At 57.2% G+C, this 24,502-nt stretch carries 21 protein-coding genes and 3 tRNA genes; 7 read left to right on the forward strand and 17 right to left on the reverse strand.

Going from position 1 to position 24,502, the window contains the following annotated elements; all coding sequences use genetic code 11:
- Window positions 1-80: 80 nt before the first annotated feature.
- A complete protein-coding gene (locus N7D90_RS05305; RefSeq protein WP_261741193.1) occupies window positions 81-491 on the reverse strand; it encodes a quorum-sensing-regulated virulence factor family protein in 411 nt (136 codons plus the stop codon).
- A gap of 245 nt (window positions 492-736) precedes the next feature.
- Between N7D90_RS05305 and N7D90_RS05310 the strand changes: the two genes are divergently transcribed.
- The 3 genes from N7D90_RS05310 (at window position 737) to N7D90_RS05320 (ending at window position 2,884) form a co-directional block, all read left to right on the forward strand.
- A complete protein-coding gene (locus tag N7D90_RS05310) occupies window positions 737-1,492 on the forward strand; it encodes a tRNA-uridine aminocarboxypropyltransferase (protein WP_261741194.1) in 756 nt (251 codons plus the stop codon).
- Window positions 1,493-1,795: 303 nt separating this feature from the next.
- Window positions 1,796-2,446, forward strand: a complete 651-nt coding sequence (gene erdR / locus N7D90_RS05315; protein WP_261741195.1) for a response regulator transcription factor ErdR — start codon at window positions 1,796-1,798, stop codon at window positions 2,444-2,446.
- A 75-nt stretch (window positions 2,447-2,521) separates the two neighbouring features.
- Entirely contained in the window at window positions 2,522-2,884 is a 363-nt protein-coding gene (locus tag N7D90_RS05320; protein ID WP_261741196.1) for a diacylglycerol kinase, read from the forward strand.
- Here N7D90_RS05320 and N7D90_RS05325 read toward each other — a convergent pair.
- Window positions 2,881-3,807 carry a LysR family transcriptional regulator gene (locus N7D90_RS05325; protein ID WP_095029105.1) on the reverse strand — a complete coding sequence of 309 codons (927 nt, stop codon included), beginning with the start codon at window positions 3,805-3,807 and terminating at the stop codon, window positions 2,881-2,883. The genes N7D90_RS05320 and N7D90_RS05325 overlap by 4 nt on opposite strands.
- Window positions 3,808-3,924: 117 nt before the next feature.
- On the opposite strand from N7D90_RS05325, the gene fpr reads away from it, so the two are divergent.
- The gene (gene fpr / locus N7D90_RS05330; protein ID WP_003443014.1) at window positions 3,925-4,704 is read left to right on the forward strand and encodes a ferredoxin-NADP reductase; all 780 of its coding nucleotides are present in this window, start codon (window positions 3,925-3,927) and stop codon (window positions 4,702-4,704) included.
- A 119-nt stretch (window positions 4,705-4,823) separates the two neighbouring features.
- Here fpr and tsaA read toward each other — a convergent pair whose 3' ends face one another.
- The 5 genes from tsaA to rimO form a co-directional block, all read right to left on the reverse strand.
- The gene (tsaA, locus tag N7D90_RS05335) at window positions 4,824-5,519 is read right to left on the reverse strand and encodes a tRNA (N6-threonylcarbamoyladenosine(37)-N6)-methyltransferase TrmO (protein ID WP_261741197.1); all 696 of its coding nucleotides are present in this window, start codon (window positions 5,517-5,519) and stop codon (window positions 4,824-4,826) included.
- Window positions 5,520-5,657: 138 nt separating this feature from the next.
- The gene (locus N7D90_RS05340; protein ID WP_261741198.1) at window positions 5,658-6,119 is read right to left on the reverse strand and encodes a DUF1456 family protein; all 462 of its coding nucleotides are present in this window, start codon (window positions 6,117-6,119) and stop codon (window positions 5,658-5,660) included.
- Between the two features lie 76 nt (window positions 6,120-6,195).
- A complete protein-coding gene (locus N7D90_RS05345) occupies window positions 6,196-6,906 on the reverse strand; it encodes an rRNA pseudouridine synthase (protein WP_261741199.1) in 711 nt (236 codons plus the stop codon).
- A gap of 71 nt (window positions 6,907-6,977) precedes the next feature.
- Window positions 6,978-7,442, reverse strand: a complete 465-nt coding sequence (locus N7D90_RS05350) for a GNAT family N-acetyltransferase (RefSeq protein ID WP_261741200.1) — start codon at window positions 7,440-7,442, stop codon at window positions 6,978-6,980.
- 104 nt (window positions 7,443-7,546) lie between these two features.
- Window positions 7,547-8,884, reverse strand: coding sequence for a 30S ribosomal protein S12 methylthiotransferase RimO (gene rimO, locus N7D90_RS05355; protein WP_261741201.1), 1,338 nt, complete (start codon window positions 8,882-8,884; stop codon window positions 7,547-7,549).
- Between the two features lie 342 nt (window positions 8,885-9,226).
- On the opposite strand from rimO, the gene N7D90_RS05360 reads away from it, so the two are divergent.
- Window positions 9,227-11,128, forward strand: a complete 1,902-nt coding sequence (locus N7D90_RS05360) for a potassium transporter Kup (RefSeq protein WP_261741202.1) — start codon at window positions 9,227-9,229, stop codon at window positions 11,126-11,128.
- Between the two features lie 152 nt (window positions 11,129-11,280).
- On the opposite strand, the gene N7D90_RS05365 is transcribed toward N7D90_RS05360, so the two are convergent.
- The 5 genes from N7D90_RS05365 to N7D90_RS05385 all read right to left on the reverse strand — a co-directional run bounded on the left by N7D90_RS05365 (window position 11,281) and on the right by N7D90_RS05385 (window position 16,205).
- The gene (locus tag N7D90_RS05365; protein WP_261741203.1) at window positions 11,281-12,561 is read right to left on the reverse strand and encodes a virulence factor family protein; all 1,281 of its coding nucleotides are present in this window, start codon (window positions 12,559-12,561) and stop codon (window positions 11,281-11,283) included.
- Entirely contained in the window at window positions 12,561-15,203 is a 2,643-nt protein-coding gene (mprF, locus tag N7D90_RS05370) for a bifunctional lysylphosphatidylglycerol flippase/synthetase MprF (protein WP_261741204.1), read from the reverse strand. The genes N7D90_RS05365 and mprF overlap by 1 nt, the downstream gene beginning before the upstream one ends.
- A 249-nt stretch (window positions 15,204-15,452) precedes the next feature.
- Window positions 15,453-15,529 (reverse strand) — tRNA-Met (locus N7D90_RS05375).
- Window positions 15,530-15,690: 161 nt separating this feature from the next.
- Window positions 15,691-15,767: transfer RNA gene (locus N7D90_RS05380), tRNA-Met, on the reverse strand.
- Between the two features lie 361 nt (window positions 15,768-16,128).
- Window positions 16,129-16,205, reverse strand: a tRNA-Met gene (locus N7D90_RS05385).
- Between the two features lie 289 nt (window positions 16,206-16,494).
- Here N7D90_RS05385 and dinB point away from each other — a divergent pair.
- Window positions 16,495-17,556 (forward strand): DNA polymerase IV, encoded by a 1,062-nt coding sequence (dinB, locus tag N7D90_RS05390; protein WP_261741205.1) that lies wholly within the window; start codon window positions 16,495-16,497, stop codon window positions 17,554-17,556.
- Between the two features lie 67 nt (window positions 17,557-17,623).
- Here dinB and N7D90_RS05395 read toward each other — a convergent pair whose 3' ends face one another.
- The 4 genes from N7D90_RS05395 to N7D90_RS05410 all read right to left on the reverse strand — a co-directional run bounded on the left by N7D90_RS05395 (window position 17,624) and on the right by N7D90_RS05410 (window position 22,354).
- On the reverse strand, window positions 17,624-18,577 hold the full coding sequence (locus tag N7D90_RS05395; RefSeq protein ID WP_261741206.1) for a hypothetical protein: 954 nt from the start codon (window positions 18,575-18,577) through the stop codon (window positions 17,624-17,626).
- Window positions 18,578-18,594: 17 nt separating this feature from the next.
- Window positions 18,595-20,310 (reverse strand): proline--tRNA ligase, encoded by a 1,716-nt coding sequence (locus N7D90_RS05400; RefSeq protein WP_261741207.1) that lies wholly within the window; start codon window positions 20,308-20,310, stop codon window positions 18,595-18,597.
- 103 nt (window positions 20,311-20,413) lie between these two features.
- Window positions 20,414-21,958 (reverse strand): AmpG family muropeptide MFS transporter, encoded by a 1,545-nt coding sequence (locus N7D90_RS05405; protein WP_261741208.1) that lies wholly within the window; start codon window positions 21,956-21,958, stop codon window positions 20,414-20,416.
- A 42-nt stretch (window positions 21,959-22,000) separates the two neighbouring features.
- On the reverse strand, window positions 22,001-22,354 hold the full coding sequence (locus tag N7D90_RS05410) for an MGMT family protein (RefSeq protein WP_261741209.1): 354 nt from the start codon (window positions 22,352-22,354) through the stop codon (window positions 22,001-22,003).
- A gap of 151 nt (window positions 22,355-22,505) precedes the next feature.
- On the opposite strand from N7D90_RS05410, the gene N7D90_RS05415 reads away from it, so the two are divergent.
- On the forward strand, window positions 22,506-23,519 hold the full coding sequence (locus tag N7D90_RS05415; RefSeq protein WP_261741210.1) for a DUF481 domain-containing protein: 1,014 nt from the start codon (window positions 22,506-22,508) through the stop codon (window positions 23,517-23,519).
- Between the two features lie 184 nt (window positions 23,520-23,703).
- On the opposite strand, the gene N7D90_RS05420 is transcribed toward N7D90_RS05415, so the two are convergent.
- Window positions 23,704-24,462 (reverse strand): SDR family oxidoreductase, encoded by a 759-nt coding sequence (locus tag N7D90_RS05420; protein ID WP_261741211.1) that lies wholly within the window; start codon window positions 24,460-24,462, stop codon window positions 23,704-23,706.
- Window positions 24,463-24,502 lie beyond the last annotated feature (40 nt).

Below are 24,502 nucleotides of genomic sequence, written 5' to 3' on the forward strand. Positions count from 1 at the left end.
GGAGCAGGGTAGGGAGGCGTGCGGGCTGAGCCCGATGGTGGGGCTTATACGCCGTACGGGGTACGGCGTGGCAAGGGATGTTACTTTTTGCGCTGGCAGTTCTCGGCTCGGAAATCCTGGATCAGGACCGGATTGTTGGTCTTGTATTCCTTGAAGCTGTAGCGCAACGTCGCCCCTTGAGCCATCAGGGTGCGGAAACCTGCGTTGCTGCACACGCTGCGACCAAGTTGCGGCACAGTTTCTTCGGGGTTGGAGCGCATCTGGGCGGCCAATGTCGGGCTGGCTTCCAGGTTGTTGATCAGAACAGTGCCGTCTACCGTAAAGCCTTTATCCAAAAGGTCCGCATTGATTGCCCGCGGTTTGCCTTCGTTGCTTTTCTCGGCAACCTTGAGCAGGTTTTTGTTCAGCTCAAAATCCTTGAGAGAAGCGGCTTGTGCGGCCAGAGGCAGTGCAAGCATAAGAGCGACGGTCGGAATGATATGGCGCAGCATGAAACTCTCCTGATTTCAGTGACGCAGGTTGGACCGGCCACGTATCTATGCGTTCAGTGACGCAGGTTTAGACCGACCACATATCTGTGCGTTCAGTGGCGCGGGAGTATAGGTCAGCATGACCTGGCAGGAAATGCCAAAGGTCATGGATTCGCACCTCTGTTAAACTTGGCGCCTTTCTCTTGTGAATCCGTGCGTGCGCCAACCTTGGCGAATAGACGGTTGGCGCCTTTAAGTAAAAATCCATGACCCTGACGACCTTTTCCCCGAATGCTGTAGCCCGTTTGCGAGACGAGCGTGAAGAGGAGAGCACCAAGCCCTATTTGGCGCGCGGCTCACGAGCTCGGCGTTGTCATACCTGCCGTGTGATTGAAAGCCACTGCCTGTGCAACTGGCGACCCAAGGTCAGTGCGCGCTCGGGTGTATGCTTGGTCATGACTAAAAAGGAAGTATTCAAGCCCAGCAATACAGGCTGGTTGATTGCTGACGTAATAAGCGACAACTTTGCCTTTATCTGGTCGAGAACTGAAACCGACGATGCTCTGCTGGCGTTGTTGTCCGACCCGCAGTGGCAGCCATACCTGGTATTTCCCGGCGAGTACGTTGAGCCTAAACGGGTAACCCACACCGTGGAGATCGACAGCAGCAAGCGGCCGCTGTTTATTCTGCTCGACGCAACCTGGACTGAAGCGCGCAAGATCTTCCGTAAAAGTCCGTACTTCGATGCCTTGCCGATTTTGAGCCTGCTGCCGGAGAGACTTTCGCGCTACCGCTTGCGCCGTTCCACACGCAGTGAGCACCTGTGTACCGCGGAAGTGGCGAGTTTATGCCTCGAACTTGCGGGCGATACCGAGGCCTCAAGTGCGCTGGATGCCTATTTCGACGTGTTCAGTCAGCATTATTTGGACGCGAAAAATCAGTTGCCGATGAATGAAGCCAGCGTGGCACATCAGGAACTGGGTGTTTTTGTAAAAGACCTTCCCCGGAATCGGGCTCAATAGACTAAAGAAGTAGCGCTACAATTTTCGGACAGATGTAAGCGAGCGTCATTGTTCGTTTTTGGACGATGGCGTTGTGATGGCTTCTGCGTGGACCCAGGTGTCAGGTTTTCAACTTGACCCTCCCCGTTTCGCTGGGCATGCTTGGCGCCGATTCGGCAGCTGCTGCTGTTAAAACACTTATATTTGCCGACGTTTAGCGTAAATCGCGCCCTTTGACCCACAGTCTTTGAGCTATTGCTCGAGTTGCCTTAGCGAGTGCTGGAATTCATCAGGGCTCGCCTGAAAAACAGGATCATTTAAAAAATGGCCACATACGAAATCCTGATTGCCGACGACCATCCGCTGTTTCGCAGTGCGCTGCACCAGGCTGTCAGCCTTGGGCTGGGTTCTGATGTTCGCCTGGTTGAGGTCGCCAGTATCGCCGAGCTTGAAAAACAGCTGGCGATCAAGGCTGATTGGGATCTGGTACTGCTCGACTTGAACATGCCGGGTGCTTACGGTTTTTCCGGGCTGGTGTTGCTGCGTGGTCAGTACCCGCAAATTCCGGTGGTGATGGTGTCGGCCCAGGAAGAAGCGTCGATCATGGTGCGTTCGCGCGAGTTCGGCGCCAGTGGGTTTATCCCTAAATCCAGCTCGCTGGACGAGATTCAAAAGGCCGTTCGTGCGGTGCTCGATGGGGATGTTAGCTGGCCGCCTCAGGCCTTTGAAGAGGTTCAGGTTTCGGCTGAGGCCAAGGCGGCAAGCGAAGGCCTGGCCAGCCTCACGCCTCAGCAGTTCCGAGTGTTGACCATGGTCTGCGAAGGTCTGTTGAACAAGCAGATCGCGTACGAACTGAGTGTTTCCGAGGCGACCATCAAGGCTCACGTTACGGCCATCTTCCGCAAACTGGGGGTTCGCACACGAACCCAGGCCGCGTTACTCTTGCAGCAACTTGAATCAATTTCGAGCCATTAACATGCCAGTCTTCACGCTTTTTTGACGAAGCGTGAACTAGCGTTCCCCTCTCTTTTTTTATGCAGTTGCCTATCTATGTCGCCTTTCAAGGGTAAAACCGGATTTAAACGGATTTTGAATGCTGGCGGTTACTCGCTGGACGGTTTGCGTGCAGCCTTTACTGGCGAGGCAGCTTTTCGGCAGTTGGTGCTGCTAAACGTGATCTTGATCCCGCTGAGCTTTTTTCTGAATGTCAGCCGAGTAGAGCGCGCATTACTGATTGCAGTATGCCTGTTGGCATTGATTGTCGAATTGTTGAACTCGGCGATTGAGGCGGTGGTTGACCGCATCTCCCTCGACCTGCACCCATTGTCGAAAAACGCCAAGGACATGGGCAGCGCCGCCCAGTTTGTGGTGCTGACCATGATTGCCGTGGTGTGGGCGGTCATTCTGCTTTAAGCGATCGTCGGCAATACGATCTCGTCGCTGCGCTGAACCCCTGCGGTGAAGGCGCGGCACAGTTCCAGAAATTCGCGCATGGCGGATGTCTGATACTTCTTTTTATGCCAGATAAAGTAAAACTGCCGGGCCAGATCCAGCTCGGGGGTTTCCACGGCTACCAAGCTGCCGCGTCGAAAGGCGTCGCGCAACGCCAGGCGTGAGATGCAGCCAATACCAAGGCCCGACTCCACGGCGCGTTTGATCGCTTCGGTGTGTTCCAGCTCCAGACGAATATTGAGTGCCGTTTGGTGATGGCGCATGGCCTGGTCGAACGTCAGGCGGGTGCCCGAGCCTTGCTCGCGCAAGATCCACGCTTCGCGGGTCAACTCCTCCAGTGTCGCGTGGCCCCGAGCGGCCAACGGATGCTGCGGGGCGCAAAACACTACCAGTTCATCCTCGACCCAGCTCTGCACTTCGATGTCCGGGTGAGCGCAATCGCCTTCGATTAGACCTAGATCAATTTCGTAGTGGGCGACTTGTTGCACGATATGCGCTGTATTTTGCACCACCAGCTTGACCTGGCTTTCAGGGTGCGCCTGCATAAAACTGCCGATCAGAAGGGTCGCCAGATAATTGCCGATGGTCAGAGTCGCGCCCACGGTCAATGAGCCAAAGCCGGACTTGCCGTTGAGCAGGTCTTCGATTTCCTTGGCCTGATCGAGCAGGGCGACGGCCTGTGGCAGCAGTTGGCGACCCAGTGCATTGAGGCTCAAACGCTTGCCCGCACGGTCGAACAGTTGGCAGCTGGTTTGGCGCTCCAGTTCGGTAATCGAAGTACTGGCAGCAGATTGTGAAAGGGCCAACAAGCCAGCAGCGCGAGACACGCTCTCTTGTTGGGCGACGGCAACGAACACCTGGAGTTGTCTGAGAGTAAATCGCATATCTATATAACCGATAACCCTTATCTTGATAATTCAGTTAACAGATATTGTCGCCGCCATTAGAATGCTGTGCAATCGCGCCCATAGTCAGCGCAGGCGAATTTAGGAGCCCCGTACATGAGCAACATGAACCACGAACGTGTCCTCAGTGTTCATCACTGGAACGACACCCTGTTCAGCTTCAAGTGCACCCGTGACCCGGGCTTGCGCTTCGAGAACGGTCAGTTCGTGATGATCGGCCTGCAACAGCCCAATGGCCGTCCGCTTATGCGTGCCTACTCGATCGCCAGCCCTAACTGGGAAGAGCATCTGGAGTTCTTCAGCATCAAGGTGCCGGACGGCCCGCTGACCTCCCAGTTGCAGCACTTGAAAGAAGGCGACGAGATCATCATCAGCAAAAAGCCTACGGGTACGCTGGTGCTGGACGACTTGAAGCCGGGCAAACATCTGTACCTGCTCAGCACCGGTACTGGCTTGGCGCCATTTATGAGCGTGATCCAGGATCCGGAAACCTACGAGCGTTTCGAAAAAGTGATCCTGTGCCACGGCGTGCGTTACGTCAATGAAGTCGCTTACCGTGAATTCATTACCGAACACCTGCCGCAGAACGAGTTTTTCGGCGAAGCGCTGCGTGACAAGCTGATCTACTACCCAACTGTTACCCGCGAGCCATTCGAAAACGAAGGCCGTCTGACCGACCTGATGCGCAGCGGCAAGCTGTTCAGCGACATCGGTCTGCCACCGATCAACCCGCAGGACGACCGCGCCATGTTGTGCGGCAGCCCGAGCATGCTCGACGAAACCAGCGAAGTGCTTAACAGCTTCGGTCTGAAAGTTTCGCCGCGGATGCGTGAGCCGGGTGATTACCTGATCGAGCGTGCCTTCGTCGAGAAGTAACAAACGCGGATCAAAAAATGTGGGAGCGAGCCTGCTCGCGATTACGGTCTGTCAGTCACCTTTACAGTGACTGGCATTTCACAATCGCGAGCAGGCTCGCTCCCACATTGCGTTTCAGGTTACTTCTTGGGAATCACTTCCAGCACACGGATCACGCCAGGCTCGGGGTAATGCCAGCGCACGTCCAGATCCCAGAACTGTGCGCCGTACTCTCGTTCGGCTGTAGGCGTTTGGTAGGCTGGGCGCGGGTCTTGCGCCAGGCACTGCTCGATCAGCTCCACCAGCGGCTCCTGGAGGCGCATGGCTTGTGTATGTGCCTGTTGTAGGGCGGTGTCAGCCCAGTGCACAGGAATCAATACCGGTGCAGCACTGGCCATGCCATTGCTGGCTTCGGTGATGATGTCTGCGTAAGGCACATACGGCTTGATATCGAGAATCGGTGTGCCGTCGAGTAGGTCGATTCCGGAAATCCACAGGCGATTGGCTTCAACCTTGTCCAGCTTGACCACGGACTGGCCGATGCCATTCGGGCGATGGGTCGCACGGGTGGCAAACACCCCCATGGACTTGTTGCCACCCAGGCGCGGTGGACGCACCTTGAGGCGGGGTTTGTCTTCCAGCGCCTGGTGGAACACAAACAGCAACCAGACATGGCTAACCTGCTCCAGACCTTGCACCGCATCGCCCTGATCGAATGGCGCGACCAATTCCAGCACGCCACGGGCAGCCGGGGCCAGTTGTGGCTGGCGCGGGATGGCGAATTTCTCCTTGAAACAGGAGCGCACAAAGCCGATGGGAGAGACGGTGTAGGACATTTACGGAAACCTTGTAGCCGCTGCCGCAAGCTGCGATGGGCAGCGCAGCGGCCCCTGTCTATAAGGCCTTGAAGATCTTTCAGATCTTGTCGCAGCCTGCGGCAGCGGCTACAAAGGCTTTGTCAGTGCAACGGTAACTCAGTCGCGAACGCGCAGGGTCAGACCCTTCAGGAAGTTGCGCAGCAACTGGTCGCCACAGGTGCGGTAGTTGGTGTGGCCGAATTTGCGGAACAAGGCGCTTAGCTCAGGCTTGGACACCGGAAAACCGGCTGCCTTGAGGATGGCGTGCATGTCGTCTTCCTTGAGTTCGAAGGCTACACGCAGTTTTTTCAGGATGATGTTGTTGGTCACCGGCAGTTCAACAGGCATCGGCGCACGGCTTTCGTCCTTGCCACGCTTGAAGACCACCAGGCCATCAAGGAAGTGCGCCATCACTTCGTCCGGGCAACGGACAAAACCTTCTTCTTCATCTTTTTTCAGGTAGGTCAGAACGTCTTCCTTGGTCACGTCCAGGCCACCAAGCTTGATGATTTCGACAACCTTGTTGTCGCTGATGTCGAGCATGTAGCGCACGCTGCGCAGTACGTCGTTATGAATCATGTGGGCAATCCTGATATTCAGCAGTGAGCACCGCAGGCATTGCTGCGGTGTCTAAATGTGCGGGGTAGTTCTGTTTTTAGAACTTTTCTTTGGCGCTCATATAGCGCCATTGGCCAACGGGCAGCTTGCCCATCGACACACCGCCAATACGAATACGGCGGATCGAGATAACGGTAAGGCCGACGGCCTGACAGAACAGTGCAATAACGCCCGGCTGCGGATTCTTCATCGCAAAGCGTAGGCGGTTTTCACTCTGCCAGCTGGCTTTGACCGCAGGCAGCTCGCGACCCTTGTAGGTCATACCGTGATTGAGACGGTTCAAGCCGTGGGGTGCCATCTCGCCAGAGACTTCAACCACGTATTCCTGCTCGATCTTGTTAGCATCGGCAGTCAGCTTGCGCACGATTTTCCAGTCCTGGGTGAACACCAGCAGACCGCTGGCGTTGGCCTGCAGTTCGTTGCCCATGCTCAGGCGCAGGAAGTGCCCCTTGAGCGGGCGTTTGCCGAAACGGTGCTCATCGCTCAGAGAATCCGGGCCGATCAACGCCATGGCGCTATCGGCATCAAGGCCCGCCGGGGCGTTCAGCAAAATGGTCACAGGTTCGGGCGCGGTGGCCTTGGCTTCAGGGTCCAGCTCGACTTTTTGGTTGTCGACCTTGAATTGCGGCTCGTCGATGACTTCGCCATCTACCGTGACCCAGCCACCTTCAATGAACAGTTCGGCCTCACGGCGGGAGCAGCCGACGAGTTCGATGAGGCGTTTGGAGAGACGTATCGGTTCAGACATGACAGGGGCCGTAAAGGAATTGGGCGGCTATTGTACCCGCCTGGCGCCGGTTAAGCCCGGCAACATTTGCCTTATGCGCGTGCTGGGCGTTTATACCGCAGGTGCAGCAGTGGATAAGGCTGCCCCAGGCCGTCTTTTTCGCCGCGTCCAATCACCTCAAAACCCTGTTTGAGGTAAAAACCAATGGCTTGCGGGTTTTGCTCATTGACGTCGAGCCGTTCGGCGTTCAGTTCGTCGATGGCGAACCTGAGCAGGACCTTGCCAATGCCTTGTCCTCGGTAATCAGGGTGGATAAACAGCATTTCAACCTTGCCTGCCGCTATGCCGGCAAAGCCACAGATGCGTTTGCTGGTCGGGTCCTTGCAGCAAATCAGCATCACGGCGTCCAGGTATTGGTCTTTGACCAGGGCGCGCAGCAGATGAATATAGCTGTCGGGCAAAAAATCATGGGTGGCGCGTACCGATGCTTCCCAAACGTTGGTGAGTTCTTCGAAGTCCGCAAGGCGTGGCGTATGGACGACCCAGTGTTGTTGCATCGTGTGTGTCTCCTGACACTGATGATGGAAGCGATGGGCTAACAATAGTCGTAAAAAAAGCCCTGACGCGAAGGCGGCAGGGCTTTTTGCGAGGCTGTCGCGGTTTAGATCACTTCAGCCCACAAGTCATACTCGTCGGCGTCGGTGACGCGGCACATGATCTTGTCGCCCGGCTTGATGTCTTGCTCGGTGGCGATAAACACGTTGCCGTCGATTTCCGGAGCGTCGAAGAAGCAGCGGCCAACAGCGCCTTGCTCGTCGACTTCGTCGATCAGGACTTCGATTTCCTTGCCGATTTTCATCTGCAGGCGTGCGGCGCTGATGGCCTGTTGATGGGCCATGAAGCGGTCCCAGCGATCCTGCTTGACGTCGTCCGGCACGATGGCCGCGTCCAGCAGGTTGGCGGGTGCGCCTTCAACTGGTGAGTACTGGAAGCAACCCACACGATCGAGCTGTGCTTCGGTCAGCCAGTCGAGCAGGTACTGGAAGTCTTCTTCAGTTTCGCCCGGGAAGCCGACGATAAAGGTCGAACGGATGATCAGGTCCGGGCAGATAACGCGCCAGTTCTTGATTCGGGCCAGGGTCTTGTCTTCAAACGCCGGGCGTTTCATGGCCTTGAGCACTTTCGGGCTGGCGTGCTGGAACGGGATGTCCAGGTACGGCAGGATCTTGCCGGCCGCCATCAACGGGATCAGCTCGTCAACGTGTGGGTACGGGTAGACGTAATGCAGACGCACCCATACGCCCAGCGAACTCAGGGCTTCGCACAGTTCAGTCATGCGGGTCTTGACCGGCGCGCCGTTCCAGAAGCCGGTGCGGTACTTCACGTCAACGCCGTAGGCGCTGGTGTCCTGAGAGATAACCAGCAGCTCTTTCACGCCAGCCTTGACCAGGCGCTGAGCCTCGTCGAGGACGTCGCCAACCGGACGGCTGACCAGCTTGCCGCGCATCGACGGGATGATGCAGAAGCTGCAGCTATGGTTACAGCCTTCGGATATCTTCAGGTACGCATAGTGACGCGGTGTCAGCTTGACGCCTTGTGGTGGCACCAGATCGATCAGCGGGTTGTGGTTCAAGTTAGGCGGTACGGCATCGTGAACGGCGTTGACCACTTGCTCATACTGCTGCGGGCCGGTGACGGCGAGCACGCTCGGGTGAACCTTGCGGATGGCGCTTTCTTCCACGCCCATGCAGCCAGTCACGATGACCTTGCCGTTTTCCTTGATAGCTTCACCAATCACTTCCAGCGATTCCGCTTTGGCGCTGTCGATGAAGCCGCAGGTGTTGACTACCACGACGTCAGCGTCCTGGTAGGTGGAGACGACGTCGTAGCCTTCCATACGCAGCTGCGTAAGGATGCGCTCGGAGTCGACCAGAGCTTTTGGGCAACCCAGGGAGACGAAGCCGACCTTTGGGGCGGCTGGCGTGGTAACGGTGGACATGGCGAACCTCGGTATGTAGTGACGTTACATGCCCGTAAAGGCTGCACGACGAGCGGGCGCTTTGGGCCTGTTGGCGCTTTGTTGAGGTTATCAACCAAGCGGTAACAGACTCTTGTGCGCCTCTGATCAAAAAAAGTGCGCAATTTTAGCTATGGTCAACGCACTTGACCAGCGTTATACGGGGATTTACGACGAGTGCTGCGCTATGCTGCGCGCCGTCGCGAAAATAGGGTTTTTAATCACCCATATTTCGAGGGCCAGAGTCAGAAAATCAGCGCATGCTGCTGATCAAATGTAGCGCAAACCATTAAGAAACGCGGTCCATGGTCGTAGGGGTGGTTGATGGGGCAGGCAAGTAGTCAGGCGGCAGAAGACGGTCACTCAAAGGCCAAGCCGATAGGGATGCTGGTTGCAGCGGTCGGTGTGGTGTATGGCGATATCGGTACTAGCCCCCTGTACACCCTTAAAGAGGTGTTTTCCGGTGGGTATGGGGTGCAAGTCAACCATGATGGTGTGTTCGGTATTTTGGCACTGATCCTGTGGTCGTTGATCTGGGTGGTCTCGATCAAGTACGTGCTGTTTATTCTGCGCGCCGACAACGAAGGCGAGGGCGGAATCATGGCCCTGACTGCGTTGGCGCGCCGGGCCGCTTCGCCCTATCCCAGGCTGCGTTCGGTGCTGGTGATTCTGGGATTGATCGGGGCTGCGCTGTTTTATGGCGACAGCATGATCACCCCGGCGATCTCGGTGCTGTCGGCCGTGGAAGGGCTTGAACTGGCATTTGATGGGCTGGAACGTTGGGTCGTGCCGTTGGCCTTGATTGTGCTGGTCCTGCTGTTTTTGATTCAACGCCATGGTACGGCCAGTATCGGCAAGCTGTTCGGGCCGGTCATGGTGGTGTGGTTTGTGGTGCTGGGGGGGCTGGGAGTCAACGGCATCATGCAGCACCCGGAAGTGCTCAATGCGTTGAACCCGGTGTGGGGCGTGCGTTTCTTTGTTTCTCATCCGGGTATGGGCGTGGCCATTTTGGGCGCCGTAGTGCTGGCGTTGACGGGTGCTGAGGCGCTGTATGCCGACATGGGGCACTTTGGGCGCAAGCCGATTGCCCGGGCCTGGTTCATCTTGGTCTTGCCAGCGCTGGTGCTTAACTACTTCGGTCAGGGCGCCTTGCTGTTGGAAAACCCGGACGCGGCCCGTAACCCGTTCTACCTGCTGGCCCCCGCCTGGGCGCTGATTCCTTTGGTGGGACTGGCCACGCTGGCGACGGTGATTGCTTCCCAAGCGGTGATTTCAGGGGCTTTCTCCCTGACCCATCAGGCGATCCAGCTCGGTTACATCCCGCGTATGCATATCCAGCACACCTCCAGCGCCGAGCAGGGGCAGATTTACATTGGTGCGGTGAACTGGTCGCTGATGGTCGGGGTTATTTTGCTGGTGCTGGGCTTTGAGTCCTCGGGTGCCCTGGCTTCTGCCTACGGGGTAGCAGTAACCGGGACCATGCTGATTACCAGCATTCTGGTGTCGGCGGTCATGTTACTGCTGTGGAAATGGCCGCCTGTTCTGGCTGTGCCGGTATTGATCGGCTTTCTGCTGGTAGACGGGCTGTTCTTTATTGCCAACGTCCCGAAAATCTTTCAGGGCGGGGCATTCCCGGTATTGGCGGGGATCGTGCTGTTTATCCTGATGACCACCTGGCGGCGCGGCAAGCAGCTGCTGGTGGACCGACTTGATGAAAACGCGTTGCCGCTGCCGCTGTTTATCAGCAGCATTCGAGTACAGCCGCCGCATCGCGTACAGGGTACTGCGGTGTTCCTGACAGCTCGTCCGGACGCCGTGCCCCATGCCCTGTTGCACAACCTGCTGCATAACCAGGTATTGCACGAGCAGGTGGTGTTGCTCACTGTGGTCAACGAAGACTCACCCCGGGTGCCCACCTCGCGGCGTTTTGAGGTGGATGCCTATGGTGACGGGTTCTTCCGGGTGATCCTGCACTTCGGCTTTATGGATGAGCCGGATGTTCCTGAGGCGTTGAAGTTGTGCCATCTGGATGATCTGGATTTCAGTCCGATGCGCACCACTTATTTCCTCAGTCGGGAAACGGTGATCGCCTCCAAGCTGGTAGGTATGGCGCGCTGGCGCGAAGGGTTGTTCGCCTTCATGCTCAAGAACGCCAACGGCAACCTGCGGTTCTTCAAGCTGCCGGTCAATCGGGTGATTGAGCTGGGTACTCAGGTCGAGATGTAGGGTCGCTGGCAAAGGCCCCTAACCCTCTCCCGGAAGGAGAGGGGACTGACCGAGCTGATGCAGGATTCAACTCAGTACCATCAGGCTGCAGGGATTCTGAAATATCCCCCCACCCCTCGCCTTCCGGGAGAGGGGTGGGGTGAGGGTACTGCTTACTCGGCAGTGGCCTGATGCTTCTTGATCAGGTCCACCAGGCGCTGGGCCAGGGCCGGATAGTTTTCATCGAAGTGGTGCCCGCCGGGCAGCTTCAGGCTTTCGCCGACGGCTGTCTTGGCGGTACAGCCACTTTCATCGACCTCTTCTGCGCCATAGATGCACACCACTTTGCTGGCGGGCAGCTTGGACATTTCTTCACCGGTATCAGCCTCTGCGCCAGCTTTGCCGAGCCAGCCATCGACGTGGATCTCAAAGCTGCCACTGCGGGCAAAAGCCAGCAACATGATCGCGTCGACCCGCTTTTGCTCGGCTTCCGGCAAGCGGTTGTAGGTGGCAGGCAGTACGTCTGCGCCAAACGAGTAGCCGACCAGTACAAAACGCTGGGTGCCCCATTTCTGACGGTAGTGCTGCATCAGCTCGGTCAGGTCGGTGGCGCTTTGTTCGGGGGTCTTGTGCTGCCAGTAGTAACGCAGCATGTCGATGCCGACGACCGGATAACCGATCTTGGCCATTTCACCGGCCACGTCGCGATCCAGGTCACGCCAGCCGCCGTCACCGGACAGGAACAGGGTCACGGTGCTGTTCTGCTGGCCAGCAGGGACTTCAACCACCGGCATGCTCAGGCCGCCGTTTTCATCGCCCACCAGGATTTTGCGCAACTCGTTGCTCAGTACCTGCGGGTAGTGAATGTCGTAGTCGCTGATGCTGGTCTGAGCGTTAGGCTGATCACGTACGAAAGCAGCACTAGGATCGTCAGGGTTATCGTTCCAAGCGACCAGCCAGCTACCGTGGGCAGCCGCTTTTGGGACGGGCAGGGCGCAGCCGGGCTCTTCAAGCTTGAAACCTACCGACACAGCCTTGGCCTTGTCGTTGGTTTGCTCAGCCAGCCAGCGCCAGGCCAAGGTAGCTCCAGGGCCGATACCGCTGACCAATGTCGCCGGGCCCTTGAGTTGTTGCAGCGCGGTTTGCAGCGCTTGCTGCTGCAGCGTGCAATCGTCCTTGGGCAGGATCACTTGCACCAATTGCGCTTTGCCACCACGGCTCAAGGCCAATAATTGCTTGTCGTTTAGCGCTTCTTCGGCGGGAGTGGCGATCACTACCTGAGCCTGGGCCTTTTGACCGGGAGTGACTTTGGTCAGTGTCGAACCATCAGCCTGGTTCAGGTGTTCGATCACAGGTTCTGGCGCAGGGCGATTCCAGAACCAATAGCCGCCTGCTGCAAGCGCGACCAGAACTATCAAGGCAAGCAACAAAAACCGCCAGGAACGATGTTTCATTAACGTTTCACCAATCCAGTCAAGCCGCCTGCAATCAGGGCGGCGGTATCAGCCAGCGCGACCAGCGGATCAAGTCCGGCGGGCACGGCCATATAACGAGGTTCCCAGTCGGGCTGGAATTTGTCTTTAAAGCGACGCAAACCCTGGAAGTTGTACAGGTGCTCGCCGCGCTGGAACAACATCGACCCCAAACGCTGGGTCAAGGGTGCGCCACGACGCGGTTGCAAGCCGGACAGAGGTACCATCCCCAGGCTGAAACGTGCGTATCCATGCTTTTTATAATGCTGAATCAGGCCGACCATCATGAACTCCATGGTCAGCTTTGGGGCATCGGGGTGGGCGCGCATCAGGTCGAGGCTCGACAGCTCGTGGCTGTGAGTCTCAAGCAGGTTGGCGAAGGCCACCGGTTTGCCTTCAAAGCGAATAATCGCCACGCGAAAGTGCTTGATGTATTCCTCGCTGAAGCGTCCCAGCGAGAAGCCTTTTTCACGCACATTCTTGCCGGTAAGCCAGGCATCCGAAATGACCTTCAGCTCATCCATCGGAGCTTCACCTGGCTCGTGGATCTCCAGTGACAGGCCGTCACGGGTGCCACGGTTCCAGGTGTAACGCAGGTCTTTCATCTCTTTGCCTTTGGCTTCGAGATCAAAGCGGTGCAAGTCGACCCTGGCTTCTTCGCCGAGCTTGATTGCGGTCAGGCCGATGTCCATATAGAACGGCAGGTTCTCGGCGCGTACCTGATAGAACACGGGGCGGGCATGGACGGTGTCGCACAGGTCGCGAAACTGCCAGATCAACTCGGCACGCTGTTGCGCCGGCCCGATCGGATCGTATAGCGCCACCAGGCTGCGCCCTCTACGGGCGTACATCAGGAAGGCGTTGTCATCCGGGTGGAACAGCAGGGCCTTGTCGCCGGTCAGCGCCAGGCCGCCATCGGGTTGGTCGGAGGCGAGGATGATTTTTCCGGCTTTTTCCAGCTCGGCGGCATCGGGCAGGTGGATCACCGGACGTGCGGTGCGCAACAGCCAGGTCAGCGAGACGACTACCAGCAGCACTGCTGCACCCAGCAACGAGCGCAGACCCCGTGGGGCATCAGAGTCGAGGGTAAACTGCCACCACAGTTGATGGCTGTAAGGAACGTCCTGATAAGCGAACAGCAGCAGCCAGATCGAGGCGCCTAGTACGCAAACGCTGGCCACCAGATACAGCGGCGAAAACGGCAGCTCGGTCAGGCGGCTCGGGCGGTAGAACGAGCGGCGGAACAAGCCCAGCAGGCTGGCGGTCAGCACCAGGACCGTGGCTTCCTCCCAGTCAAAGCCTTTCAGCAGGGAAAGCACGGCGCCGACCAGTAGCAAGATCGTGGTCAGCATCCAGGCGGCTGACAGGCGTCGACGCAGGCCTTGTGCCAATAGCAAGCAAAGCACGCCGACCAGGCTGGCGCCAAAGTGCGAGGCATCAATCAGGCGATGAGGGATCAGAAAGCCGATGTGTTCAAGGCGTGTGTCGATCTCGGGTGTGGCGCCGGAAAACAGCAACACCACGCCGGACATAAACACCAGAATCGCCAGCACCGGAGCCGCGAGGCCTGAGGCAACCCGCAGGCTTTGCCGGGTGTGAATCAGGCGCTGAGCTTCGTTCATCAGCAGCATCAGGCAGGCGATCAGGAGCGGCAGGATCACATAGATCATGCGATACAGCAGCAGCGCGGCAGCCAGGGGGGCCGCGCCGAGCTTGTCGGCAAAGGCTGCCAGCAAGATCGCTTCAAAAACCCCGACCCCGCCAGGCACATGGCTGAGCACGCCGGCAGCCAGTGCCAGCAGGTACACCAGCATAAATGCGCCGAAAGGCGGTGCTTCGGGCAATAGTAAGTACAGCACCGTGGCCGCGGCGGCAACGTCCAGCGCAGTAATTACCAGTTGCAGGAACGTCAGGCGCGGGCTTGGCAGGCGCAATGTACGACGTCCGGCCTTGACCAGCAGGTTGTCCGGGATAGGTTGCTCGGGCAGGCGTCGGCGATAAATACCCAGCGCCAACAAGGCAAACAGTGCCAGAACCGCAAAAGCTATCGCCCCCAATATATAGGCAGGGATATGCAGGGCGGCAGAAGCGGCGGGCAAATTGCTCAGCGTCGCCAGTGCGGCCAGGGGCGGTAGGGCACAGCCCAGCGACAGGCTGGCGAACAGCGACATATGGGCGACTTCGGATGCGCCGACGCCATGACGTGCATACAGGCGATAGCGCACCGAGCCGCCGGAGAGCAGCGACAAACCGATGGCATTGCCAATGGCAAAGGCCGTGAAACCACCCAGGGCCAAGGTTTTAGGTGGCAGCTTGACCCCTGCATAACGGCTGGCGGACCACTCATAGCCGAGCAGAATCAGGAAGCCCACTGCAGTTGCAGCCACGGCGCCGAGGAGGGCGGGCTTGGGGACTTCCAGAATCGAGTCGTGCAGAGCGTACAGGTCAAGTTCGCTGAGCAGGTGGCGACAAGCAATCAGCGCTATCGCAAACAGCAGAAGAGTGAGTGCGAGGCCAATGGGTTGGCGATACTTGCTCAGCAAATCCAGCCAGCGCAAACGGGTCGCGGCAATCGGGTGGGCTGCTGTAACGGCTTCTTTAAGTTCTGGCGAGTTATCGGGCATCAATCACCTCGTGGATCGTGCGCGATAGGATGGAGGCATAGGCTCAAGTTACCAATCCTTTTGGTCAAAATATTTCTAAATATTTTCAGCTGTTTGCCTGATGTTCAGGTTCGGGGTGTGAAAAAAAGGTAATTGTGGTCGTTCAGCTTAGCGGGTGGAGATGTCCCGTGCATGACAAGGCATGACTTGGGGGTACTTTTCGAGCACGCACAAAAAAGGCCACTCTTTCGAGTAGCCTTTTTCGATGTTTGGTTGCGGGAGCCGGATTTGAACCGACGACCTTCGGGTTATGAGCCCGACGAGCTACCAGACTGCTCCATCCCGCGTCTGTGTGGGCGCATTCTACAGAGGATCGCCGGGGTGTCAACCTTAAATGTCGTAAGCGGTTGAAATACCCGGCTTTAATCCTTTTCCCCTGAATGTGCAGCAGAGGGCAAAAACACTCAGGCACAAAAAAGGCCACTCTTTCGAGCAGCCTTTTTATGTTTGGTTGCGGGAGCCGGATTTGAACCGACGACCTTCGGGTTATGAGCCCGACGAGCTACCAGACTGCTCCATCCCGCGTCTGTGGAGCGCACTCTACAGTGCTGGGTGGGGGAGTCAACCTTTAATCTACAAATACCGTAAATAAGATCAAAATAGGCATGAATTTTGGATATGGGCAGAATCTTTTGTGGGCGGAGCCCTGACAAGGCCTTAGTCGGGCCTGTAGCAGCTGCCGAAGGAACGAGGCTGCGTTCGGCGGCGAAGCCGTCGTAAAACCTGAGCACTCAATAAGCCTGACACCCCAGGGCGCCTGATTCACGACGACTACGCCGCCGAACGCAGCCTCGTTCCTTCGGCAGCTGCTACAACAAGTAGGACTGGGCTACAAAACACATGCGCACAAAAAAGGCCACTCTTTCGAGTAGCCTTTTTCGATGTTTGGTTGCGGGAGCCGGATTTGAACCGACGACCTTCGGGTTATGAGCCCGACGAGCTACCAGACTGCTCCATCCCGCGTCTGTGTGGTGGATTCTACAGCGATACGCTGGGCTGTCAAACGTTAATTTAGAAAAAGTCGTTCTGCTTCAACTGCTTAGCTATAAAGTTAAGCTATTAAAATGGCTGCAGGCCATGTTCTGTATGGGCTGTAGCTCTATTGATGCTTCCAATTCGATTGAAAAAACAAATTCATCATCGAAAATTCCCACGTCTGTCGCTCAGAATCGAGACTACTGGTGCTATATACAGTTCGCAGTGACATACTTGCGCTGAGCATTGCCTACTCCCTTGAAGAACACCGCCTTACATGACGCAGCGCAAAATCATCCACGTCGACTGTGACTGTTTCTATGCCGCTATTGAGATGCGTGATGACCCGAGCCTGGCGAACAAGCCCATGGCCGTCGGGGGCTCGGCTGATCGGCGCGGTGTGATCTCAACCTGTAACTATGAGGCGCGGGCCTATGGTGTGCGCTCGGCGATGGCATCGCGGCATGCGCTCAAGCTGTGTCCGGACCTGATCATCGTCAACGGCAGAATGGACGCCTATAAAGAAGCGTCCAAAGAAATTCACGGCATCTTGCGCGATTACACCGAGTTGATTGAGCCGCTGTCCTTGGACGAGGCCTACCTTGATGTATCTGACAGCCCGCACTTTGCCGGCAGTGCCACGCGTATTGCTCAGGATATCCGGCGGCGGGTCTCCAATCAGTTGCATATAACTGTGTCGGCCGGTGTGGCGCCAAACAAGTTTCTGGCCAAGATCGCCAGTGACTGGAGAAAGCCCAACGGGCTATTCGTCATTACGCCGGATCAAGTTGAAGATTTCGTATCTGCATTGGCGGTTAATAAACTGCACGGTGTGGGCAAGGTGACCGCTGACAAGCTTGGGCGATTGGGAATCGAGACCTGCTTACAGCTGCGTGACTGGAACAAACTGGCCTTGGTGCGTGAATTCGGCAGTTTTGGTGAGCGGTTGTGGAGTTTGGCCCGAGGAATAGATGAGCGTCTGGTGCAGAGTGATAGTCGGCGTCAGTCGGTTAGCGTGGAAAACACCTACGATACCGACTTGCCAGACTTGGCGAGCTGCCTGGAAAAGCTCCCGGAGTTGCTTGAAACACTGAGCCGACGCATTGCGCGTATCGACAGCAGTTACCGGCCAGGCAAACCGTTCGTCAAAGTGAAATTCCACGACTTCACCCAAACCACCCTGGAGCAGTCTGGTGCCGGGCGTGATCTTGAAAGTTATCAGGGGCTGTTGAGTCAGGCATTTGCACGCGGCGCCAAGCCCGTTCGATTGCTCGGGCTTGGCGTGCGCTTGCAGGATTTGAACAGCGGGCATGAGCAACTGGAGTTGTTCAAGCGCTAGTAGATGAGTGTAAACACTGAATTTCGTAGCAGCAGCCTTGTTCCTGCGGCAGCTGCCTCGGTGCTCTTCAACTGACGCCCGGATCCGCCACCAGTCGCCCGGCATTTTTGGTCAGGGACTGAAGGAATTCACGTTGTAGCTCAGGGTCGTTACGCGTGAGTTCGATCAGGCTCTGTTCCAGTTCACTGGCTTCCTCTTCCAGCCCCAGTTCCGACAAGCGCTTGACCCGATGTACCCATTGGTTGACGTCGTCACCCTCCAGGTCGTCGTAGATCAGGTTGTGCGCTTCGAGCAACTTGCCACGCAAACTGCTGCTGATCGACAGGGTCGAATCCGAATGGGTTTCGTCCTGGGCGTCTTCAACCATGATCGTCAGTTTGCCGATGTGATTGAGGTCCTGCTCGGCAAAAGGGCTGTCCAGCAGGTTGAGGCGCAGCACACCGTTGCGATCCGTGGTCAGCTCATGACTCTGTTTGCCGGCCTTGACCACAACCGGTCGTTCGGCCCACGGCAAGCTTGAATACTCCAGACGCTTATCGCGCTGAATATCGTCAATGCCAGCCAGATTCTGCTCGGCGCGGCCATGGGACTGCACGTTCATGGCCGGGTTTATGCCTGCGAAGCCGTAGTTGATCCAGTCTTTGGTCACGCTGTCGGGCAGTTGGCCGAACATGAAGACGTTGAGCACATTGGCACCCACCCCCGCGACAATTGCCACTGCGCCCAGCGGCACTTCATAGATCTCGCGCCACGGCTGGTAAGGCGTATAGCGGTCGTAATGCCGGGTGACATCGAACTCTGTGACCTCAAAGGTCTTTTGTTCGTTGATCCGCACACGGCGTTGCGGCAGCTCAAGCACCGAAGGTGAGCCGACATCTATCTGGAGGCTGTGGGCGAGCAGTTTGCGCTCGATGCGCTCCTCGTGTTCGCTGCGTTGCGACATGTGATTGGCACAGCCGCTCAACAGCAGGGCGCCGCACATGGCGGCGCCCCCGAGGGTTAAGGTGTTTCGATTGAACATGGCGTCTCTATCTGGATTCAGCGACGGATACGCGCCTGAAGGAATGCAAGTACATCAGCAACTGGCAGGGCTTGTGGCTCTGCTTCGGTGCGGCTCTTGTATTCCAGGTTGCCTTCGGCGAGACCGCGATCACTGACGACGATCCGATGCGGGATGCCGATCAGTTCCATGTCAGCGAACTTGATGCCCGGGCTGGTTTTCTTGTCGCGATCGTCCAGCAGTACTTCAAAGCCTGCGGCCGTCAGTTGGGCGTACAGGTTGTCAGTGGCTTCGCGAACAGCTTCGGTTTCGTAACGCAGTGGCACCAGTGCCACCTGGAACGGAGCCAGAGCATCGCTCCAGATAATGCCGCGCTCGTCGTTGTTCTGCTCGATGGCTGCGGCAACAACGCGAGAAACCCCGATACCGTAGCAACCCATTGCCAGCGTTACCGGCTTGCCGTTTTCGCCCAGTACCTGGCACTTCATCGCTTCGCTGTACTTTGTGCCCAGCTGGAAGATGTGACCGACTTCGATGCCGCGTTTGATTTCCAGCGTGCCCTTGCCGTCCGGGCTCGGGTCGCCGGCGACCACGTTACGCAGGTCGGCAACGGTTGGTACTGGCAAGTCACGTTCCCAGTTCACACCGAAGTAGTGCTTGTCATCGATGTTGGCGCCCACGCCAAAGTCGCTCATCAGCTCGACCGAACGATCGATGATGCACGGCAATGGCAGGTTCAGCGGGCCCAAGGAACCAGCGCCAGCGCCGATGGCGTCACGCAGTTCTGCGTCAGAAGCCATGGTCAGCGGGCTTGCTACCAGCGGATGGTTGCCAGCCTTGATTTCGTTCAGTTCGTGATCGCCGCGGATTACCAGCGCGATCAGCTTGCCTTCTTCGGCAGCGTGAACGATCAGGGTCTTGACGGTTTTTTCGATTGGCAGGTCGTAGCCTTCTACCAATTGAGCAATGGTCTTGGCGTCAGGCGTGTCGACCAGGCGCAGCTCTTGGGTAGCAGCAGGGCGCGAGGTTTCGACTGGAACTGCTTCGGCTTTTTCGATGTTGGCCGCGTAGTCGGAGCCATTGCTGAATACGATGTCGTCTTCGCCGGACTCTGCTAGAACGTGGAACTCGTGGGAGCCCGCGCCGCCGATGGAGCCGTTGTCCGCTTCAACCGGACGGAAGTTCAGGCCCAGACGGGTGAACACCTTGCAGTAGGCCTCGTGCATGCGGTCATACGTGACCTGCAGCGAAGCGTTGTCAACGTGGAACGAGTAGGCGTCCTTCATGATGAATTCGCGGCCGCGCATCAAACCGAAGCGCGGGCGTGTTTCGTCACGGAATTTGGTCTGGATCTGGTACAGATTGATCGGCAACTGCTTGTAGCTGTTCAGCTCGTTGCGGCACAGGTCGGTGATGACTTCTTCGTGGGTCGGACCCACGCAGAACTCGCGACCGTGACGATCTTTCAGACGCAGCAGTTCGGCGCCGTATTCTTCCCAGCGACCGGACTCTTGCCACAGCTCAGCCGGCTGGATGCTCGGCATCAGCACTTCCAGAGCGCCTGCAGCGTTCATTTCTTCGCGAACAATGGCTTCAGCCTTGCGCATGATACGCAGGCCCATGGGCAGCCAGGTGTACAGGCCGGAAGCGAGTTTGCGAATCATGCCGGCGCGCAGCATCAGCTGATGGCTGATAACGACCGCATCGGAAGGCGTTTCTTTCTGTGTGGCGAGCAAATATTGACTGGTGCGCATGGTTAGCCGTTGCCGTTGCTGAAGACGAGTAATAACGGGCCATTGTACGGGCGAGATGTGCTTGCGTACAGGGCAGGCGGGGGAGTGGGGCTCCCCCTAGTATTTACGGGTGTTTTTCGAGGTCGACCACGGGTTTTTGGCGGGCCCGGCGACTTTCCTGATACCAGTGCAGGCTGATCAGAAGCAACGTCGGGATGCCCATCAACGCGGTGATGATAAAGAACTTGTGATAGCCAAATTTCTCGACCATGACGCCCGAGTAGCCGCCCATCAAACGTGGCAACAGCAGCATGATTGAGCTGAGCAGGGCGTATTGGGTCGCGGAAAATTTGAGGTTGGTCAGGCTGGACAGGTAGGCCACGAACGCAGAGGTGGCGAGGCCGGAGCTGAAGTTGTCGAGTGAAATCGTGACAACCAGCATTTCCAGGTTAGGGCCCATGTCGGCCAGCAGCATAAAGAGCAGGTTGGTGCCTGCCGAGGTCGCGCCACCAATCAGCAGGATCGGCAAAATGCCGAAGCGCACGATCAGCAAGCCGCCCATGCCAGCGCCGACGAGGGTCATGATCAAACCGAATATCTTGCTGACACCGGCAATCTGATCCTTGGTGAAGCCTTGGTCGATATAAAACACGTTGGCCATTACGCCCATGACCGTGTCAGACATCCGATAGGTGGCAATCAGGCCGAGTAGCAGCAGAGCTTGCCAGCGATAGCGCAGGATGAAGTCATTTACCGGCGTAAGAACCGGGGCCAACCCGCGTCGTCCCATCGATGAAAGGCACAGCACCGTCAGCAGGGTGTACAGAATGGCGCGCAAAAAGGCCCGATCTTCGAGTACCAGATTCATCGGGCTGACGCCTTCAAACAGCACGCCTGCAAAATCGGTGTTGTAGAGCTGAGTGAACATGGCCGGAACTGAAACCAGCAACACGATCAGGACGAAAACAGATGCCAGTTGGTGACCAAAACTGTAGCGCCCGGCTGACAGTTGGGTGCGCAGCGGCACCGGCGGTTCGCGCATGAACAAGGTGGTGAGCAGCGCCGGTACCATCAGCAAGCCGAACAGCACGTAAGTGCCGGTCCAGGCTGAGTGCTTGTAGTTGAAACCCGTAGAACCGAAGCCTTCGGCAAAGAACAGGGCGCCTGCCGTGGCCAGCAGGGCGGCCACGCGATAACCGGACATGTAACTGGCGGCGAGCGCGGCCTGTCGGTTGTCTTCGGCGATTTCCAGGCGATAGGCGTCTACGGCAATATCTTGGGTCGCTGATGCGAAGGACACGACAACCGCAATGGCGATCAGCCAGGAAAGATGTTTTTGTGGATCACAAAAACCCATGCCAATCAGGCCCAGGATCACCAGCGTCTGTGACAGCACCAGCCACGAGCGACGCCTGCCAAGTTTTCCGAGCAGCGGTAAACGCCACTGGTCCAACAGCGGAGACCACACCCATTTAAAGGCGTAGGCGAGTCCGATCAGGCTTGCATACCCAATGGTTTCACGGGCCACACCGGCTTCGCGCAGCCATACGGAAAGCGTTGAAAATACCAGCATGTACGGTAAACCGGCGGCAAAACCGAGCAGTAACAGCACAAGGGTTGAGGGGCTGGAATAGGCAGCTAGCGCTTCGCGCCAGGTTTTACGGGGCATGGACTGGAGTCTGCCTCTGGTTGCGGAAACAAAGGGCGCACTCTAACCGTAGTGCTCTATCTGGCGCCAGCCATGACGTCGCATATCCACGCGATTATTCATAATGCTCAAGCCTTCGGCACGTAAACGCGCACGCTGCTCGTCACCCGACGGCGTACCTGCTGGCAAACTGATACGACCCCCGGCGCCAAGCACCCGATGCCACGGCAGGCGCGAGCCTTCGGGGAGTTGGCTGAGCGTTCGTCCCACCCAGCGCGCCGCCCGGCCCAAGCCTGCCATTTCGGCCAGTTGCCCATAGGTCACGACATGCCCGGCCGGCACCAGCATCAAGGTTGAGTACAGTGCCGTGCGGCGAATCTCGGCAGGGGTTAGCGGGGTGTCGGTTGGTATGCTCACGGCGGACTTCTGATCAGAGGGGCCTGGATCGGTACTGTTGGCTGAACTATAGAAGGAACTCCAACTCAATGAGTCGGTCTTTGTTCCTTAAGGGCGTATCCATCGGGATAATGCCGCCATTCTTTCGCACTCCTGAGTTTCGCATCTGCTTATGTTGTCCAGAACCCTGTTATGCCTTGCTGTCTTGAGTGTGTCTACGCCGTTGCTTGCCGATACGGTATGGTTGAAAAATGGCGATCGCCTGACCGGCAAGATCAAGGTGTTTGATGGCGGCAAATTGCTGATTCAGACCGAGTATGCGGGTGCCGTCCCGATTGACTGGAAGCAGGTCAAAACGCTTGAGAGTGATCAGGAACTACTGGTCAAACAAGATGCTTATACCGGTGAAAAAGCCAAATCGTTGTTGGCTGCCGAAGATGGCAGCGTGACCCTGGCTAATGGCGAAGCGCCAAAGACAGTTGCGTTGGCCAGCATCCAGCAAATCATCAAGCCCAAACCGCTGATTGAAGACATGGTCTGGAAAGGCAATATTGATGTGGCGCTGGACTACAAGCGGGCGGACAAAGACACCGACGACTACGATATCGACTTCAAAACCACGGCTCGCCACGGCGCCTGGCGTCATCACGCTGAAGGCGAATACAACCGCGAGTTTCAGAACGACGTCGTAACGGCTGACAACTGGACTGCCGAATACGCGCTTGATCACTTCATTGATGACAAGTGGTACTGGCAAGGTCGGCTGACCTATAACCGCGACCGGGTTGAAGACATTTCCCGCCAACGCACCGTAGGTACAGGCCCGGGCTATCAGTTTTGGGATGACGAGCTGGGCGCGTTTTCGCTGGGTTCACTACTGAACCGCACCGACTATGAATATTCTGACGGCAAGAAAGACAACTTCTACTCGCTGGCCATGAAGTGGGATTACAACCGTTATTTGCTGGGCAAAACGGTCTCGATCTTCACCAATGGTGAGTTGGGCAAGTCACTGGAAGGGGCCTCGGACTACAGTCTCGATTCTGAAATCGGCTTGCGCTACAAAGTGACCGAATGGGCATCGCTCAACCTTAAAGCCGAGAAAGACCTGATAGGCAGCTCCAGCGGGTCTGATAATGCCCTTAACAAAACCCGCTATACCGTTGGGTTTGGGGTGCTCTGGTAAGGGCCATCAACAAATATCCGTAGCAGCTGCCGAAGGAACGAGGCTGCGTTCGGCGGCGCAGCCGTCGCAGAATCAGGCACTGCGGTGTACCAGAAAAATCTCGTTCTCAGGGTTTACGACGGCTTCGCCGCCGAACGCAGCCTCGTTCCTTCGGCAGCTGCTACAGGTCGATTTGTGTCGGGGCTTAGATCCGTAAGCCGCCATCGAGCTCCAGAATCCGCCCGGTGTAGTAATCGTTCTCAAAAATATATGCCGCCGAGTGGGCGATTTCTTCAACCTTGCCCATGCGTTTGAGCGGGATGCCCGACGTCATCTTTTCGAGTGCTTCGGGCTTCATGCCCAAGGTCATTTCGGTTTCGATAAAGCCCGGCGCAATCCCGGCCACACGAATACCGTAACGAGACAGCTCCTTGGCCCAGGTTACGGTTGCAGCGGCTACTCCGGCCTTGGCCGCCGAGTAGTTGGTCTGGCCGACGTTGCCTGCACGCGAAATCGACGAGATATTGATAATCGCGCCCTGACTGTTCAACTCGATCATTTTCGCCGCCACCTCACGGGTGCACAGGAAAACCCCGGTCAGGTTGACGTCGATCACGGCCTGCCATTGCGCCAGGCTCATTTTGGTCATGACCCCGTCCTTGACCTTGAGCAGCAGCCCATCACGCAAAATCCCGGCATTGTTGACAAGACCATTGATCGCGCCAAAATCTTCCGCAATCCGGGCTACGGTTTGCGTAACCTGTTCTTCGTCGGCGACGTTGCACAGGTAGGCGCGGGCTTCGACACCTTGCGCCTGGCAAGCCGCAACCGCCAGCTCGAGCTTTTCCGGGTTAAGGTCGACCAGTGCCAGCCTGGCACCTTTGGCAGCCAGATACTCGGCCATGGCGCGACCCAGCCCCTGGCAGCCGCCAGTAATAATGATTACTTTGTCTTTTAGTTGCATGAGTGCCCTGATCTCGACCGTTATCGACGGATTTTTTATT

This window comes from Pseudomonas fragi, from assembly GCF_025426255.1.
GTDB lineage: Bacteria > Pseudomonadota > Gammaproteobacteria > Pseudomonadales > Pseudomonadaceae > Aquipseudomonas > Aquipseudomonas kulmbachensis.